12 protein-coding genes are annotated in these 15,919 nt (G+C 40.9%); 5 read left to right on the forward strand and 7 right to left on the reverse strand.

From position 1 onward, the window contains the following. Positions 1 to 50: 50 nt before the first annotated feature. Complete coding sequence (locus tag HMPREF0659_RS06130; RefSeq protein ID WP_004361640.1) at positions 51 to 371, reverse strand: metal-sulfur cluster assembly factor; 321 nt, start codon at positions 369 to 371, stop codon at positions 51 to 53. Between the two features lie 217 nt (positions 372 to 588). On the opposite strand from HMPREF0659_RS06130, the gene HMPREF0659_RS06135 reads away from it, so the two are divergent. Beyond that, positions 589 to 1,467 carry a hypothetical protein gene (locus tag HMPREF0659_RS06135; RefSeq protein WP_013264053.1) on the forward strand — a complete coding sequence of 293 codons (879 nt, stop codon included), beginning with the start codon at positions 589 to 591 and terminating at the stop codon, positions 1,465 to 1,467. Positions 1,468 to 1,612: 145 nt separating this feature from the next. Here the strand turns inward: HMPREF0659_RS06135 and radC are convergent, their stop codons facing one another. Beyond that, the gene (gene radC, locus HMPREF0659_RS06140; protein WP_013264130.1) at positions 1,613 to 2,299 is read right to left on the reverse strand and encodes a RadC family protein; all 687 of its coding nucleotides are present in this window, start codon (positions 2,297 to 2,299) and stop codon (positions 1,613 to 1,615) included. A 122-nt stretch (positions 2,300 to 2,421) separates the two neighbouring features. Beyond that, a complete protein-coding gene (locus tag HMPREF0659_RS06145) occupies positions 2,422 to 3,462 on the reverse strand; it encodes a glycosyltransferase family 2 protein (RefSeq protein ID WP_013264672.1) in 1,041 nt (346 codons plus the stop codon). Positions 3,463 to 4,477: 1,015 nt separating this feature from the next. Between HMPREF0659_RS06145 and HMPREF0659_RS06150 the strand changes: the two genes are divergently transcribed. The 3 genes from HMPREF0659_RS06150 (at position 4,478) to HMPREF0659_RS06160 (ending at position 9,702) form a co-directional block, all read left to right on the forward strand. Then, a complete protein-coding gene (locus tag HMPREF0659_RS06150) occupies positions 4,478 to 5,677 on the forward strand; it encodes a 1-acyl-sn-glycerol-3-phosphate acyltransferase (RefSeq protein WP_013264951.1) in 1,200 nt (399 codons plus the stop codon). Positions 5,678 to 5,722: 45 nt separating this feature from the next. Next, entirely contained in the window at positions 5,723 to 6,373 is a 651-nt protein-coding gene (locus HMPREF0659_RS06155; RefSeq protein WP_013264329.1) for a NigD1/NigD2 family lipoprotein, read from the forward strand. A gap of 686 nt (positions 6,374 to 7,059) precedes the next feature. Beyond that, positions 7,060 to 9,702, forward strand: coding sequence for a thiol protease/hemagglutinin PrtT (locus HMPREF0659_RS06160; protein WP_013264530.1), 2,643 nt, complete (start codon positions 7,060 to 7,062; stop codon positions 9,700 to 9,702). Between the two features lie 165 nt (positions 9,703 to 9,867). Here HMPREF0659_RS06160 and kbl read toward each other — a convergent pair whose 3' ends face one another. Then, positions 9,868 to 11,055 carry a glycine C-acetyltransferase gene (gene kbl / locus HMPREF0659_RS06165; protein WP_013264183.1) on the reverse strand — a complete coding sequence of 396 codons (1,188 nt, stop codon included), beginning with the start codon at positions 11,053 to 11,055 and terminating at the stop codon, positions 9,868 to 9,870. A gap of 179 nt (positions 11,056 to 11,234) precedes the next feature. Between kbl and HMPREF0659_RS06170 the strand changes: the two genes are divergently transcribed. After that, positions 11,235 to 12,188 carry an NAD-dependent epimerase/dehydratase family protein gene (locus HMPREF0659_RS06170; RefSeq protein WP_013264995.1) on the forward strand — a complete coding sequence of 318 codons (954 nt, stop codon included), beginning with the start codon at positions 11,235 to 11,237 and terminating at the stop codon, positions 12,186 to 12,188. A 403-nt stretch (positions 12,189 to 12,591) separates the two neighbouring features. Here HMPREF0659_RS06170 and HMPREF0659_RS06175 read toward each other — a convergent pair whose 3' ends face one another. From HMPREF0659_RS06175 to HMPREF0659_RS06185, 3 genes are all read right to left on the reverse strand, one after another. Further along, the gene (locus tag HMPREF0659_RS06175; protein ID WP_044045915.1) at positions 12,592 to 12,972 is read right to left on the reverse strand and encodes a hypothetical protein; all 381 of its coding nucleotides are present in this window, start codon (positions 12,970 to 12,972) and stop codon (positions 12,592 to 12,594) included. A gap of 45 nt (positions 12,973 to 13,017) precedes the next feature. After that, positions 13,018 to 13,851: an SPFH domain-containing protein gene (locus HMPREF0659_RS06180; RefSeq protein ID WP_174254485.1), complete on the reverse strand. Its 834-nt coding sequence runs from the start codon at positions 13,849 to 13,851 to the stop codon at positions 13,018 to 13,020. A 780-nt stretch (positions 13,852 to 14,631) separates the two neighbouring features. Continuing rightward, the gene (locus HMPREF0659_RS06185) at positions 14,632 to 15,534 is read right to left on the reverse strand and encodes a hydrogen peroxide-inducible genes activator (protein ID WP_013265018.1); all 903 of its coding nucleotides are present in this window, start codon (positions 15,532 to 15,534) and stop codon (positions 14,632 to 14,634) included. Positions 15,535 to 15,919: the final 385 nt, after the last annotated feature.

Genomic DNA, 15,919 nt, shown 5'->3' on the forward strand with positions numbered 1-15,919 from the left:
ATTAGACAGAGGCTTAGCTGCCTTATTGAACAAGAAGGGCGGAAACAGTCTTACTCGAAGCCTAATTCAACGCGTGCCTCTTCAGTCATCATGCTCTGATCCCATACTGGCTCAAAGACAAGGTTGATGTTAGCTGTCTTGACACCTTCTACACTTTCCACCTTTGTACGTACGTCTTCAAGGATGAAATCTGCAGCAGGGCATGATGGAGAGGTAAAGGTCATATCCATATCAAGATTGCCCTCGTCATCTACATCAATCTTGTAAATCATACCAAGATCATAGATATTCACAGGTATCTCTGGGTCGTAAACGGTCTTCAACACGTCAACGATTCTTTCTTCTATCTTTGTTTTCTCTTCTATTGTCATAATTAGTGATTCTTTTAATGAATTATTCTTTTATCAAAGACAGGCACAGCAAACACTATAAAAACTTGCTTTCGAATAGTCAAGCGTAACCTATCATTTGCAAAGATAGTAATTAAAAACTATAATTACAATAATTCATTGCAGAAAGGTTACGTTCTTTTGTGGGATTGCATACAGAAAGTAGTATATTTGCAGTGTATAAATTAATAAAAGGAAGATGAACAGTCTCGAGGAAGAAGTGCGCCAATTGCTGCACGAAGGTAAGAATGTTGAAGCAGTGCTATTGGTTCATAAAAGCAAAGGATGTACGTTGGCAGAAGCAAAGAAGTATATTGACAAACTCAAGGATGATGACTGTAATTGGAAAAATCCCCACAACAACCGCGGTTGGAATATCGAATATAAAGATGGAAGGGTTGAACATATTACCTACAAAGATGACACAGGGACACATACAGCTACACCTGGCAGTCCCGAATGGACAGCTATCCTAATGGAGGCTACACAGACAGGCAATAGAAAGTCCAGCCATACAGAGTCTGGCAATAAGAAAAACCTGTTGCAAAGAATCTTTAATAACAAAGTGTCGGGGGTTTTCATTTGCCTTGAATTAGTATGTATTTTATTGTTAGCCATCCTTTATATTTACCCCAGCTATTTTGGACTTCATACCAGAGAAGGCTATTGGGGCTTATTCTTGCATATCATCTTGCTTCTAAGTCTTGTATGGATAATATGCATTTTCTATCGTGACATGCGTAAGAAAGAACAACGATGGTATTACCGTTTATTCTCTTTTGTAATAGCAACAGGTACTACTTTTGTGGTTGTTATATTGGTACATGATCTGACATTAGACCTTATAGAACATGATGTGAGAAGTTACGAAGGGACATTCTCACTGAGAGTATATACGCATTATAAGAGGTCTAATGACTATACCATCACATGGGAAGGTGACACTCTGTCTTCTGATAGACAACATAATATTAGCTATGCTCATTTTAAAGAGCTGGAACAATACCGTACAGTACGTGTTACTTATTGGCGGCACACGGGTCTTGTGTGGAGCATAGAGCCTTTAGAAAAGAAGTGAAAGGCTGATTTAATTCCCTCTTATGATACAGAAGATGCTATTTAGTACTCAACACCATTGGTGCGGAGCATCAACACAACACGTGCGGAGCATCAGCACCATATGTGCGGAGTAACAAAACAGAGCCTTTTCAGAGCCTTTTCGGCTATAACTTTCCCTCCTCACGATATGAGAAATAGCCTCCATCGGTGAGTATTACATGGTCTGCAAAATGAATATGCAACAATTCGCAGGCTTTATGAATATGTGATGTCAGTATATCATCATCCCTACTTGGGTTCGTACTACCACTGGGGTGATTATGACAAAACGCCAAAACAGTAGTGTTCTTTAGCAGCACTTCCTTCATCATCAGACGAAGATCGACAGGTGCCATAGTAAGTCCACCCACTGAAATGCGCTTGGCTTCGATGAGTCGGAAGTTCTGTTTCATCATTAAAACCCAGCCTTCTTCGATATCAAGGTCTTGTATCGTCGTGTGCATAAACTGGTAAATATTCTCAGCACTATTGAGTATTGGTGCCTCTTCCACTGTCGCCTTCTGCCGTCTTTTACCTAATTCACAAGCTGCAAGAATAGTGATTGCCTTTGCCGAACCGATGCCCTTGTATTGCTCTAAGTCACGAATAGAAAGTTTCCCAAGTGTATTCAGATTATTATTACAGTCATTGAGAATACGCTTCATTAGGTCTACCGCACTCTCTTTTGGTGTGCCAGAACCAATCAGAATAGCCAGTAATTCAGCATCACTGAGTGCGGCAGCCCCCAGTCTTTCAAGTTTTTCGCGTGGGCGGTCAGCCTCAGCCCAGTGAGAAATAGATAGTTTATCCATAGTAAAGAAGTGGCCCCTCCCCCAGCCCCTCCCCCAAAGGGAGGGGAGTGATTACCACTATTGTTTGTTATTTAGAATGTAGATTTGGTTTTGTAGATAGCTTTTAAATTATGAATTCTGAATTACTTATAGAAGTTTTTCTCATATGCGGCGAACTCATCCATGCCACATACGCAGCGTTTCCACCATGCACTGATGAAGCCACAACCGTAGCCGGTAAGTTGAATGAAGGCTGCTTCAATACTGAGAAGACCAATGTTAAGGCTATTGTTTTGCATAGTTGAATCCACACAGATAATGACACTGTATAGCACCAGCGGCATCAAACCCATCATGATAAAAACACTTCCAAAGACATTGATTATTGGGAATAACTGCAAGAAGAGTCCAAAGAGAATCATCAGAATCAATAAAGCCGTTCCAACAGTGAATACCATCGGTAAGAGATGGACAAGTTTCAGCGACTCAGGGTACTTCTTATAGAGGTTGATTCGGGCGATACCAGAATTGTAAACCTGCTTCCAGAACTTGCGGAAGTCCGTACGACGCTTGTGCCAAACCCATGCCTCAGGGAACAGTCGGCAACGCTTTCCTGCCTTAAAGATACGAATCGAGAAGTCGATATCCTCTCCAAAACGCATCTTTGAGAAACCTCCCAACTCCTGATAGACATCACGACGGATACCCATATTAAATGAACGAGGATAGAACTTGTCAAGTTTCTTTTTACCACCACGTATTCCTCCCGTCGTAAAGAACGAAGTCATTGAATAAGAAATAGCCTTCTGTGTATCGGTGAAAGACTCATGTGCACAGTCAGGTCCACCAAAAGCGTCGGCTGGCTCACGTTTTAGCTCTTCACTCACAGCACGAATATAACCCTTCGGAAGTACAACATCGGAGTCGAGAATGAGCAGATACTCACCCTTTGCACGCTCAGCACCATAGTTACGGCTCTGCCCAGGACCCGAATTTTCTTTGCTATAATAATGCAGGTCGAGCTTGTCAGCGTACTTATCGCACACCTCCTTACACGGAATCTGTGAGCCGTCTTCAACGATAACGACCTCAAAATCCTTCTCCTCCTGGCTAAGCAGGCTCTCCAATAGTTCTTCAACCTCATCTGGACGATTGAAAACAGGAACAATGATGCTGTACTTCATAATGTTGCAAAGATAACACTTTGTTCGTGAATGACAAGTAATTTGATAAATTATTCTCTCAAAATAACATTCTTTCTCTCTGCCCTTTTGCATGTACGAAATAGCAAAGCACATCTAAACACACCAATAGATCCGGGTCTTCCGTTAAATACGTAGATTGTTAATAGAATGAGATTAATCCACATACATGGTATGATTAGCTCCCATTAAATGGTTTTAGAACGGGGGGATAAACTACGTGACAAATATGATAAGATACCATCTTTACCTGCCTTCTACAACAACTTACTCCTTCATTAGCTGAGGTTTGTAAATTATTTTCCTACGGTTCAAAACCTATACATGCTCTTTTGGCTTCTTAAAGACGCCCTTTTGGCTTGCAAAAGGTGCCCTTTAAGACCCTTACTAACGCCCTTTTGAAGTCCTATTAAGCACCTTTTAATTTACTACTTTATAACTAATTGATATACTGTTGATTACAAACCTACTTTTTACATGCCGTTTTGCCGTTATTTATTGATATCTTATTCGAAATTATGTAATGATTTTTCAAACTCTTGTCTGCAGATTTTCGAAGTCTTAAATGAAATGGTTTTCAATGAAAGAGGATGATGAGAGGATAGATATTCGACTGTCTTAGTTATGTTTTTGTTTAATAAGTAACCTCGGTTCTTCCTTTAAAGCAAATACGAAAAGCGTCCATACATTTAACGGAAGAACCAATATATCTACCGCAGACAGTCATAAATAATTGTTAATCTTCTGTTAAACGAGGGCTTCACCTTTAGCCATTGATTTATTTTAACTATATTTGTACTAAACTATTCTCATACGGTAAAGCGTGATAGACACGCTGCAATTAGTGGACTTGAGGATGTTGACATCATCATTACCGATGCTAAAATACCACAGTTTGTAGCCAACAAGATTGAAGAAATGGGCATAGAACTAATCATTGCAGGTTCTTAGGGCATGCAATAAGACATAAAATAGAAACAAATTAATTTTTACGATTATGAAAATACCATCAGAGTTTGACCCTATCCGTCCGTTTGAGCCGGAAGAATTACCGGCAGTCTATGATAGGATTCTTGCTGATAAGCAGTTTCAAAAGGTGCTGGCATATCTCTACCCTGATGTTCCAGCAGAGGCGATAGCAAAGAAGATGCACGCTTGTAAGACGAATCTTGAATTCCAAAAAACATTCTGCTATCCTTTCCTCCAGCGTCTTGTCACGGAGTTGAGCTTAGGTTGTAGCATGGATGCAGTCAATATCGATACACGCAAACGTTATACCTTCGTCAGCAACCATCGCGACATTGTGCTCGATTCTGCTTTCCTCGACAAGCTTCTCATGGATGTTGGCTTTACCACTACTTGTGAGATTGCTATCGGTGACAACCTCCTTTCGCAGGATTGGGTGCGTGATTTGGTGCGTATCAACAAGTCATTTACTGTAGAGCGTGCCCTCCATTCGGTTGAGATGCTCCGTGCAAGCAAGCGTATGTCAGAGTATATTCACTTCGCTATTGCTGAGAAGAATGACAATGTATGGATTGCTCAACGACAGGGAAGAGCGAAGAATTCAAACGACCTTACCCAACCTGCGATTCTGAAGATGATGGCTATGGGCGGCGAAGGCACTATCATCGAACGTCTGAAGCAGCTCCACATCGTGCCGTTAGCTATCTCTTATGAGTACGATCCATGCGATTATCTCAAGGCACGTGAGTATCAATTGCGTCGTGATTTACCTTATTGGAAGAAGACTGCAGAGGACGATCTCGAGAGTATGTTAGTAGGAATCAAAGGCTACAAGGGACATATCTTCTACAAATGTGCACCATGTATTGACGAATGGCTTGACACAGTAGATGAGGAACTGCCAAAGAACAAGCTCTTCGATACGATTGCAGCACATATCGATCACCAAATCCACAGTAACTACAAACTCTATCCTATCAACTACGTAGCATTAGATATGATTCAGGATACACGTGTTTACGAAGAGTATTATACAGTGGAAGACTATCAGAACTTCAATACTTACCTCGATGGTCAGATTGAGAAAATCGATATTGAGAACCGTGATGATAAGTTCTTACGCACTTGTCTGTTGACACAGTATGCTTATCCTGCAAAGAATTACATTGCTGCGTCATCTGAAAGTGGCAGATTTAAGTCACTTTTGAATCGTCTCACCTTTAAGAAATAACACAACGTGGACTGGTTCGGAAAGACTTTCTACAGACTATTGACTATGGTAACGGCAGTCATGTCGTTACTCATAGTCAGTGCCTGTGAGCATGACTTCTATGAGACAGGCGACAGCGAACTGTCTTATCTACATACCGACTTTGTTGAAGCAAGGACCAACGAGCTATCAGCTTTCGCTTCAGCAACTACTGATGACGGAATACAACTGACCTTAAAACCTGCAGTAAAAGAACAATGGGCAAAAAGACCCGACACTACTTACCGTGCCTTACTATATTATAATAAGGTAGAAAATGGCATAACATCGTCTTTTGCCATTAGTCCTGTTGCTGTCTTACGCCCTCGTTTGGCACTTGACTTACCCATTGTGTACACCGACCCGGTTGGTTTTGAAAGCGTTTGGATAAGCAAGAATCATAAGTATTTGAATCTTACACTTAACTTAAAGACTGGAAAGACAGAAGACAAAAAGGCTGTTCAGACCTTAGCTATTGTCTGTGATTCCGTAAAAAACCTACCTAATGGCGGTCGAGTGTTTTATCTTCGACTACATCATCACCAAAATGGAGTACCCGAATACTATAGCAGACGTGTCTTTACAAGTATTCCTTTGAATGGTTTTAAGCAGAAGGATTCCATCTATTTAAGTATCAACACGTATAAAGGAAAGATCAATAAGCAGATTACTTTCTAACGCTATCAACTGAATTCGATTTACATTTATGTTTTACTGCGTTTTCATCTGCAATAAAACATAAACAAATAGTCTATATAAAGATATAGGCAAGACCATTAACTATATAGTCTTTTCTCATCCTCCGACACAGAAACCGTTTCTTTTTAACACTCGAAAATCCACCGACAGCACTTTGAAAAATCATTACATAATTTCGAACAAGACAGCTATAAACAAGGACAAAAGCACGTATAAAAGACAGGTTTGTAACCTAAAGGAAATCAATCAGTTATAAAGCAGCAAAATAAAAGATGCTTAATTGGACTTCAAAAGGGCGTTAGTAAGGGGCTTAAAGGGCACCTTTTGCAAGCCTATCGGGCGTCTTTTAGAAGCCAAAAAAGCATGTATTTAAAATCATGATGTGAAAAATTATGACAAAACAACAAACTATTAGTGCAATTAGCCCTATTGGACCTATTAGCCTAATTAGGCTAATAGGAATAAGCTATTTGTAGATTACGGATTTGCCATAGTATCAATTTAGGAGAGAGTTACCATGCAAATATATAAGTCTTAACCCCTGATTACACATTAATTTTGACCCTTTATCGATATATTAAGCCCAAATCCGTTCCTAATATATATAGAGAAATCAAAAAAATAGTGTACCTTTGTAGTCTATAATTCATTGGTATAAACCTGATATGACATATTCAATATTTCAAATTAATAGCAAAAAAACTGTCTTTTCAGCACAGAATATCCTATTGAGAAGAAGTTTTCTCATTCTTTCCCTCCTACTTTCTGTAACAGCAAACTATGCTGACAATGTTGATTTCAACACTGCTTTACGCATAGCAAGAACGTATGTAAATGTCAGCAAGACGGCTGATCAAAACATAAAAACACGTGCTGCAGCAACGGCAACACAGCAACCTTACTACGTCTTCAACGATGACGAAGGCAAAGGTTTTGTAGTTATTGCAGGCGATGACAAGATGGGTAAGGTGTTAGCTTATAGCAAAGAGGCTTCGATTGATATGGCTAACCTCAATCCCGAAGCACGTTATCTCTTTGATTCCTATCGACAGGTGTATGAGGAGTTGGGCAAGAATAAGACACTTACCACACGTGCAGGAGCAGCAACAAAAGCTGCTGATGCTGTGCAGCCTTTGCTAAAAAGCAAGTGGGGACAGGACTATCCCTACAGCAAGCTGACCCAATATGTAACGGGGTGTGTGGCTACTGCGGTTGCACAGGTAATGTATTACCATAAATGGCCAGCACAAGGTAAGGGACAAGAAAGCTACACGGTGACGTTTGATAACACTGTTCGCTCAGCCGATTTTACAAAGTCACACTACGACTGGGACAATATGTTGCCTGATTATAACCGCAGAAACATTACTACAAAGCAGGAAGATGCTGTGGCTTTGTTGATGAATGATGTGGGTATTGCAACCAATATGCAATACACAGATAGGGCAAGTGGTACACAGAGCTATATGGCTGAGCGTGCATTGCGCAATTACTTCGACTATGATGCCTCAATGGTAACCAGATTATATGAGGGTATTGACAACTTTATCGAGATTGTAAAGAAAGAGCTCCGCAATGGTTTTCCACTCTACATATCTGGTGATTCGAAGACTGGAGGTGGTCATGCGTGGGTTTGCGATGGCTTTGATGAGGAGGATAGGTTCCACATGAACTTTGGATGGAATGGTCAAGCAAATGGCTATTACTCACTTGTTACCTTGAGTGTAACGTCTACAGGTAGTGAGTTTAATGGTGCACAGCATAGCTTCAACAGACGTCTTCATGTCATTGCGATACATCCTAACAAACCTAATATACCTAAGATTGATGCTGACATTGCCTATCAGTCGCCTAATATCAACTTTGATTACGGAAGTGATATGGCATTTGTAGGAGATGCTCCAACAACCTTATCTGCTACAGCTAAGGTGATGTATTCAAGATTTATCAATCAAAGTCAAAGTGAACTTGTAGGCGATATCGGTTTGGGAATCTATGACCAAGAGGGCAAACTGGTAAAGGTAACACCTTATGGACAGGATGGAAGGAAGATATTTACTAAGGAACGATTTGTCTTTAACGAAGGGAAGTGGGTTTCTGGAGGTGTGATAGATGACAAGATAACCTTCACACTCGACTTCTCTACCCTTACAAACGGCACCTATTCACTCTATCCTATTGCTGCACAGATGCTGGAAGATGGTACATTAGGTGCTTGGGCGCGTATGAAGAAAGCCCCACGTATCGTAATGAAGGTGGAGAACGGCAAGATAACTTACTTAGAGTTGCCAACAGAAAAGCCGACCTTCCAGCTCACAACCGAGCCTAATTTAGACAACAAAGTGATGCCGGGTGAGCCGAATGTTCTCCGTCTAAACATCCGAAAATTAGATGCTAATTTCTTCAACGGAAGCGTAAAAGTAGAACTCCTAAATGGTGAGAATAAGGTGGTATATACCACACAGACGGATGAAGTGGTTGACTTTGATGTCTACACAACCAAGCGTGTTAGACTGCCATTCAACCTTCCTTACGACATTGCTTCGGGTACTTATCACTTGCGCACGACTATCACCAATGCCGACAACGTAAGCTGTCAGGTACGTGAAAGTGCTTCACAAGAACCTTATACACTGACGATTGAGGAAAAGAGTCAGACTGGTATCTTCTCAAAAGCGACTGTTTATGCGCAAGATAACGAGGAAGGAAGTGTGCAAATGGAGAACTTTGATGTATCAAAAAGTCCAACATTCAGAGTCGCATGTATTGCATCTCTTGCAAAGAACGTACAATACAAGGGTGATCTGACTCTCTATCTTATCGACACTGTGACAGGTATGTCTATCCAAGTGACAAAGAAGCCACTGCAGGTAGACCTCACACAGGCTGATGATATGACAATAATAACCAGCGACTGGATTAACCCAAAGACCGAAAAACTCATCAATAACCGACGTTATCGAGTGGCATTGTTTGGTGTAGTGGATGGTAGGAACGTTGACTTATTACCAAATTCGACAACGTCACCTTACCTTTCCCTTATCAATGGACCATATGACAAATATCCTGAGGGAGAAACAAATGGTGTGGAAGAAGTGAGCATCAAACCTACACTGCAGTTCGTTGACGGATGCTTACACATACAGCAGCAGGGCTTGAAGCGTGTGGAGGTATATGGTATGAATGGTATGTTGGTAGCAAGTAGTGCTGCGAGTGGCACCGACAACCTTAGCCTCTCCATTCCAAAGGGAACCTACGTGGTACGCATCATCACACAAAGTGGTCGTTACACAAGCGTTATCCGATAAACAACTATCCAATAACAAAGAGCGAGTACCTATCCTGGCACTCGCTCTTTTTCTATCTTTTAATAATCTATTCGTACTCCGCACATATGGTGCTTACCAACAGCACCACACGTGCTGACGCTGAGCACCAATGGTGCTGACTACTAATCAGTGTCTACAAGTAGACTATTTCAACACACCAAGTTCCTTACCAATCTTGATGAAAGCGTTGATACACTTGTCAAGTTGCTCACGATTATGACCAGCTGAGAGCTGAACACGAATACGAGCCTCGCCCTTTGGTACCACAGGATAATAGAAACCAGTTACATAGATACCCTCTTCAAGGAGCTTAGCTGCATATACCTGAGACAACTTAGCATCGTAAAGCATTACCGCACAGATAGCACTCTGGGTTGGTTTAATATCAAAACCAGCAGCCATCATCTTATCGCGGAAGTAGTTAACGTTCTCAACCAACTTGTCATGAAGTTCATTACTCTCCTTCAACATCTTGAACACTTCAAGGCTGGCACCGATAATACAAGGTGCAAGTGAGTTAGAGAAGAGGTATGGACGACTGCGCTGACGAAGCATGTCAATGATTTCCTTGCGGCCAGTAGTAAATCCTCCGAGTGCACCACCAAATGCCTTACCGAGTGTACCAGTGTAGATATCCACACGATCATAGGTCTTGCAGAGTTCGCTTACACCATGACCAGTAGCACCAACAACACCGGCAGAGTGAGACTCATCAACCATCACGAGAGCGTTATACTTCTCAGCGAGGTCGCAAATCTTGTCAACTGGAGCAACATTACCGTCCATAGAGAACACACCATCAGTAACGATGATACGGAAACGCTGTTCCTGTGACTCTTGTAGACAACGCTCAAGGTCTGCCATGTCAGCATTTGCATAGCGATAACGCTTCGCTTTACAAAGGCGTACACCATCAATAATAGAGGCGTGGTTGAGTGCGTCAGAGATAATAGCATCCTGATCAGTGAGCAATGGCTCAAAGACTCCACCATTAGCGTCAAAGCAAGCAGCATAGAGAATAGTGTCTTCAGTCTTGAAGTAATCAGAGATGGCAGCTTCAAGTTCCTTGTGGCTGTCTTGTGTTCCACAGATAAAACGAACAGAGGACATACCGAATCCTCGCTTGTCCATCATCTTCTTAGCACCTTCTATCAAACGTGGATGATTAGAAAGACCAAGATAATTGTTTGCACAGAAGTTCAAAACTTCCTTACCTTTTACTTCGATTGCTGCACTTTGAGGACTCTCAATGATTCTTTCTTCTTTGTAAAGTCCTGCTTCTTTAATCTCAGCAAGTGCATTACTGAGATGTTCTTTCATCTTACCGTACATAACATTAGATTTTATTTATTAGTAGGCAAAGTAACTTATAAAAAACGAGAAAAAGGACGTTAAGGAGTTTTTTTTTACGTGATGACTTAATTTTTTAATAATTTTAATACCTAATAGTGCGTTATCAACAAAAAATATGCTTACTTTGCAACCAGTTATATTTAAGCTTAACAATATTTATGAAAAATGTATTGGTCATAGGCTCTACAGGTCAAATCGGCTCAGAGCTTACCCGAGAACTTAGAAAACGTTATGGAAACGACAGCATTGTTGCTGGTTACATTAAAGGAGCAGAACCTAAAGGTGAACTGAAAGAAAGCGGTCCATCAGCAGAGGCCGACGTTACTAACCCAGAGATGATTGCCGATGTTGTTAAGAAATACAACATTGACACCATCTACAACCTTGCTGCATTACTCTCTGTAGTTGCTGAAAAGAAGCCTCAACTGGCTTGGAAAATCGGTATTGACGGTCTGTGGAATATCTTGGAAGTAGCACGTGAGAACAATTGTGCGGTCTTTACTCCAAGTTCTATCGGTTCATTCGGTTTGAGTACACCTCACACACAGACACCACAGGACACTGTTCAACGCCCTGGTACAATCTATGGTGTGTCAAAGGTTACCACAGAGTTGCTCAGCGACTACTACTTTAAGAAGTATGGTGTTGATACCCGTTCAGTACGTTTCCCAGGTTTGATTTCCTATGTAACACCTCCGGGTGGTGGTACTACTGACTATGCTGTTGACATCTATTACGCTGCTGTTCGTGGTGAGAAGTTCGTGTGTCCTATCAAGAAGGGAACACTGATGGACATGATGTACATGCCAGATGGTTTGCACGCAGCTATCTCATTGATGGAAGCTGATCCAACTCGTTTGGTTCATCGCAATGGTTTCAACATTGCTTCAATGAGCTTCGACCCTGAAGAAATCTTCAATGCTATCAAGCGTTACAAGCCTGACTTTGAGATGGAATACGACGTAGACCCACTCAAGCAGGGTATTGCTGACAGTTGGCCAGACAGTCTTGACGACAGTTGCGCACGCGCTGAATGGGATTGGAAACCTCAGTATGACCTCGACGATATGACTGTTGACATGCTGAAGAATCTTGAAGCTAAGTTGAAATAAGTCTACAAAACAAGAGATAGATTAGCATAAGCTTGAATATAGTACGTATTAAACTACTCTATCAGGCTATCATCTAAATAGTATAAAGAAACAAAGAGGTGGTTACCAACATGGCAATCACCTCTTTTTATTTATTAAACATGTTCCCTCAAATGCGCACTTATTCATCATCACCGAACAATCAACACCCAACACCCAGACAAAACATGTTCCCCCAGATGCGCACTTTACACCATCACCTAACAATCAACACCCAACATCCAAGCCAAACATGTTCCTTCAGATGCGCACTTTACATCATCACCGAACAATCAACACCCAACACCCAAGCCAAACATGTTCCCCCAGATGCGCACTTTACATCATCACCCAACAATCAACACCCAACAGCCATGACCGTGATTCAATAGATTTCTCCATCAAACTCGCTTGCTAATAGTTCTTCTCGAAGCCGTTGGAGTTCTCGCATTGGAGAGATCCCACCGATGAAGAGCGTAACACGTTTCCCATCCTTTGTTTCCACAACAACTGGAAATCTACCATTGAAAGATATGCTCTGATTAAGCTTTATCCTAACAATATCTTTTATACAGATAGGCCGAGGCGGCTTAATCAGTGCGATATGTCCCTGTTGACAACGGGCATAAAGATTGCCATCAACTATAATAAAACTCTTTATAATGTTCTTTGGAGGATTGAGTACAACTCGAACAACAAAGAAGATAACTACCAATATAAAAAGTTGGATGGAAAGGACCACAAGATAGATTTCACCTTTTGTCATAGGTCTAAGCGTTCTTACTTTATTTACAATCGGTGAAGACGTAGTCTATCTACGGATATTCCACATCGGTGTTTCGCCTCCTCCAAAGAGAACATCTATGTTAGCACCATTCTTCTTCTCGATAACATCCCATGCACGCAACTGTATGAACTGTGCTGGAGAGAGGTTTAGTTCGGTCATATAAGCCTTATCAGCCACCGCCTTATTACGCTCAGCCTTAGCACGTGCAAGTTCCATTTCGGCACGCTTCTCTTGTGTTTGCTTTGCCTGAATACTTGCAGCAGTCTTGTTCATCTCCTCCAACTGCTCCTTGTTAGGCATCACACGGTCGGTAATTACCTGTTGAATATCAATAGGGAAGTTTGCCTTTCGTGACAAAGAGGCTACATACTGGCGCATAGACTGCTTAATACGGTCATCGAACTTTGCAAGAACCTCACGATTACTCATCAAGTCGAATGGCGAACAAGAGGATACATACTCACGCACTTTATTGCGGAAATAAGGTTCAATGAAGTTCTCAAACCAGTTTTCTCCATAGTTCCTCAGCAAGTCAGGGGTCTGTCCTTTCTTCACTTGGATAATCATATACATATTAACATCAAGTGGAGTATTGTCGTTTGAAAGCAAATCATCAAACTGGAACTGCATCTTCTGTGGCAGAATATTAAAGTAGACAGCGGTCGTTGTTGGTGCAATCAGTGTAATTGAATTTACTGGTTCATCAGCAACACGCGTACTACCAAAGAAGATAGGCTTCATCTTTAATGCCGCTTCTTGGTCGTAAGAAGGATTTACAAACGAGAAGAAAACAAGACCAATAGCACAAAAAGTGACTACAAGAGCTACTGGAAGCAATATTTTTTTAGGATTATTCATACCAAAGAAATCTTTAAGATTAAAACTTGAATACTGTTGGTTAGCTTGTCTTGAATTGAATTTCATATCATATGAGGTTATAATTGTATATGCTAAAATAGGTATCTTATCATTGCAAAGATAATAAAAAATATAATATGTGACAAACAAAACATTGTATAAGTAGTAGCTATAGAATGTTTTAAAAGAGCTTACAATACATTTGTACGCTATACAAGAAATGCAAATAGATACTATATTGATATTATCCTCTACAAACAACTTATTCTTATTAGCCTAATTAGGCTAATTAAGCTAATAGGTCCAATTGGGCTAATTGCTTTTTATTTTGTCCTATTTTTTCACATCATGATTTTAAATACATGCTCTTTTGGCTTCTTAAAGACGCCTAATTGGCTTGCTAAAGATACCCTTTTGAAGTCCAACTAACGCCCTTTTGAAGTCTTATTAAGCGCCTTTTCTTTTACTACTTTATAACTGACTGATTCCCTGTTGGTTACAAACCCACTTTTTACAAGCGTTTTTATCCTTACTTATAGATGTTTTGCTCAAGTTTATGTAATGATTTTTCAAAACATTATCAGTGGATTTTCGAGTATTAAAAAGAAAAAGGTTTCTGTGACGGAGGATGAAAAAAGAATAGATAATTGATGTCCTTGACTATGCTTTTCTTTAATGAGTAAGTTCTGTTCTTCCGCTAACGCTATACGAAAAGTATCCACACGTTTAACGGAAGAACCTTTTTATTCTTATTACCTCCTATAGGAAAACTGCCAAGATTTAACTTTGGAAATCATCAGGTAAGGACTCTTTTATCCTTTCTGCAAGCATATGGAGCAATGTATGACGAATGAAGTTAGGCGATGTCATCAGTATTATCTCACGAGAAGGCACTGGATGGGCGAAAGGACGCACTAAACGATGCTGTTCCTTTGTGAGCTGCGAGAGGGCAAGTTGAGGGATAAAGGTAACTCCTTTGCCATGCTCTACTACACGCATAAAGGTTTCTATACTTCCTAAGTTATAACTCTTCTTGCTTAAAGCAGCCGACTTTAGCTGGCAGAACTTCACCAACTGGTCACGGAAACAATGTCCTTCGTCCAACAACCACAGGTACTCTCCCGACAAGTCAGCAGGACGAATAAACTCCTTTTCAAACAATGGGTCGCCTTCTGCTACATAACCGAAGAACTGTTCACGATAAAGCGGTGTACACGACATTTCCTCCAGTCCGTCGACACGTGCCAAGATACCAGCATCTATATCGCCCCTACGAAGTGCCCTGCGCATATCCTCGGTTTTCATCTCCGTAATCCTCACATCCATCTCAGGATGTTCATTCATTAACTGTGGGAAGAATCGCGGAATAAGATAAGGTGCAATTGTCGGTAGCACACCCACCTCAAAGGTACCGGTCAGCACCTGCCGTTCCTCATCGATTATCTGCTTGAGTTTCTTTGCACGATTAAGCACCTTCCAAGCCTCCTCAATCACCTTCATACCCGCTTGTGTAGGCTGTATTGGCTGACGCTTACGGTCAAAGATTTTCACACCTAATTCGTCTTCTAACTTTTGAATCATCGAACTAAGTGTAGGCTGTGTAACATTGCAGTCATCGGCTGCCTTTGCAAAATGCTTGAGCCGATAAACTGCCATTACATATTCTAATTGTTGTAGTGTCATTCTTCTAATACCATGTATAGACTATGACAAAAATAGATAAAAAAAGCCAAATAGCCGTCTTATCATCCTGTTTTTATGCTTTATACCTATCTTTTTCATCCTTTATAGTGAGTGTATACACCTCCAATCACTATAAATAAGTATTATTCTTCACCACCTTATAAGTTTTCTATCAGTGTTCTTCAACACCTAACAACTATCACCCAACAATCAACAAGCCACCACACACTAAGTGTGCTAACGCTCCGCACATGTGGTGCGGAGGCTGAACACAAAACGTGCGGAGGCTGAGCACAAAGCATATTAAAGGTTGACAACCTTATTATATATGATTCTATTGACTACAACTTGTTATGAAGTAAGAGTTGTTCTTAGCTTATTCAGC

The organism is Prevotella melaninogenica ATCC 25845, assembly GCF_000144405.1.
Classification (GTDB): domain Bacteria; phylum Bacteroidota; class Bacteroidia; order Bacteroidales; family Bacteroidaceae; genus Prevotella; species Prevotella melaninogenica.

What these genes read in the sequence shown, in the direction of transcription:
- HMPREF0659_RS06130 (WP_004361640.1), bottom strand. Translation starts at nt 371, where the DNA reads ATGACAATAGAAGAGAAAACAAAGATAGAAGAAAGAATCGTTGACGTG.
- HMPREF0659_RS06135 (WP_013264053.1), top strand. Translation starts at nt 589, where the DNA reads ATGAACAGTCTCGAGGAAGAAGTGCGCCAATTGCTGCACGAAGGTAAG.
- radC (WP_013264130.1), bottom strand. Translation starts at nt 2,299, where the DNA reads ATGGATAAACTATCTATTTCTCACTGGGCTGAGGCTGACCGCCCACGC.
- HMPREF0659_RS06145 (WP_013264672.1), bottom strand. Translation starts at nt 3,462, where the DNA reads ATGAAGTACAGCATCATTGTTCCTGTTTTCAATCGTCCAGATGAGGTT.
- HMPREF0659_RS06150 (WP_013264951.1), top strand. Translation starts at nt 4,478, where the DNA reads ATGAAAATACCATCAGAGTTTGACCCTATCCGTCCGTTTGAGCCGGAA.
- HMPREF0659_RS06155 (WP_013264329.1), top strand. Translation starts at nt 5,723, where the DNA reads ATGGTAACGGCAGTCATGTCGTTACTCATAGTCAGTGCCTGTGAGCAT.
- HMPREF0659_RS06160 (WP_013264530.1), top strand. Translation starts at nt 7,060, where the DNA reads ATGACATATTCAATATTTCAAATTAATAGCAAAAAAACTGTCTTTTCA.
- kbl (WP_013264183.1), bottom strand. Translation starts at nt 11,055, where the DNA reads ATGTACGGTAAGATGAAAGAACATCTCAGTAATGCACTTGCTGAGATT.
- HMPREF0659_RS06170 (WP_013264995.1), top strand. Translation starts at nt 11,235, where the DNA reads ATGAAAAATGTATTGGTCATAGGCTCTACAGGTCAAATCGGCTCAGAG.
- HMPREF0659_RS06175 (WP_044045915.1), bottom strand. Translation starts at nt 12,972, where the DNA reads ATGACAAAAGGTGAAATCTATCTTGTGGTCCTTTCCATCCAACTTTTT.
- HMPREF0659_RS06180 (WP_174254485.1), bottom strand. Translation starts at nt 13,851, where the DNA reads ATGAATAATCCTAAAAAAATATTGCTTCCAGTAGCTCTTGTAGTCACT.
- HMPREF0659_RS06185 (WP_013265018.1), bottom strand. Translation starts at nt 15,534, where the DNA reads ATGACACTACAACAATTAGAATATGTAATGGCAGTTTATCGGCTCAAG.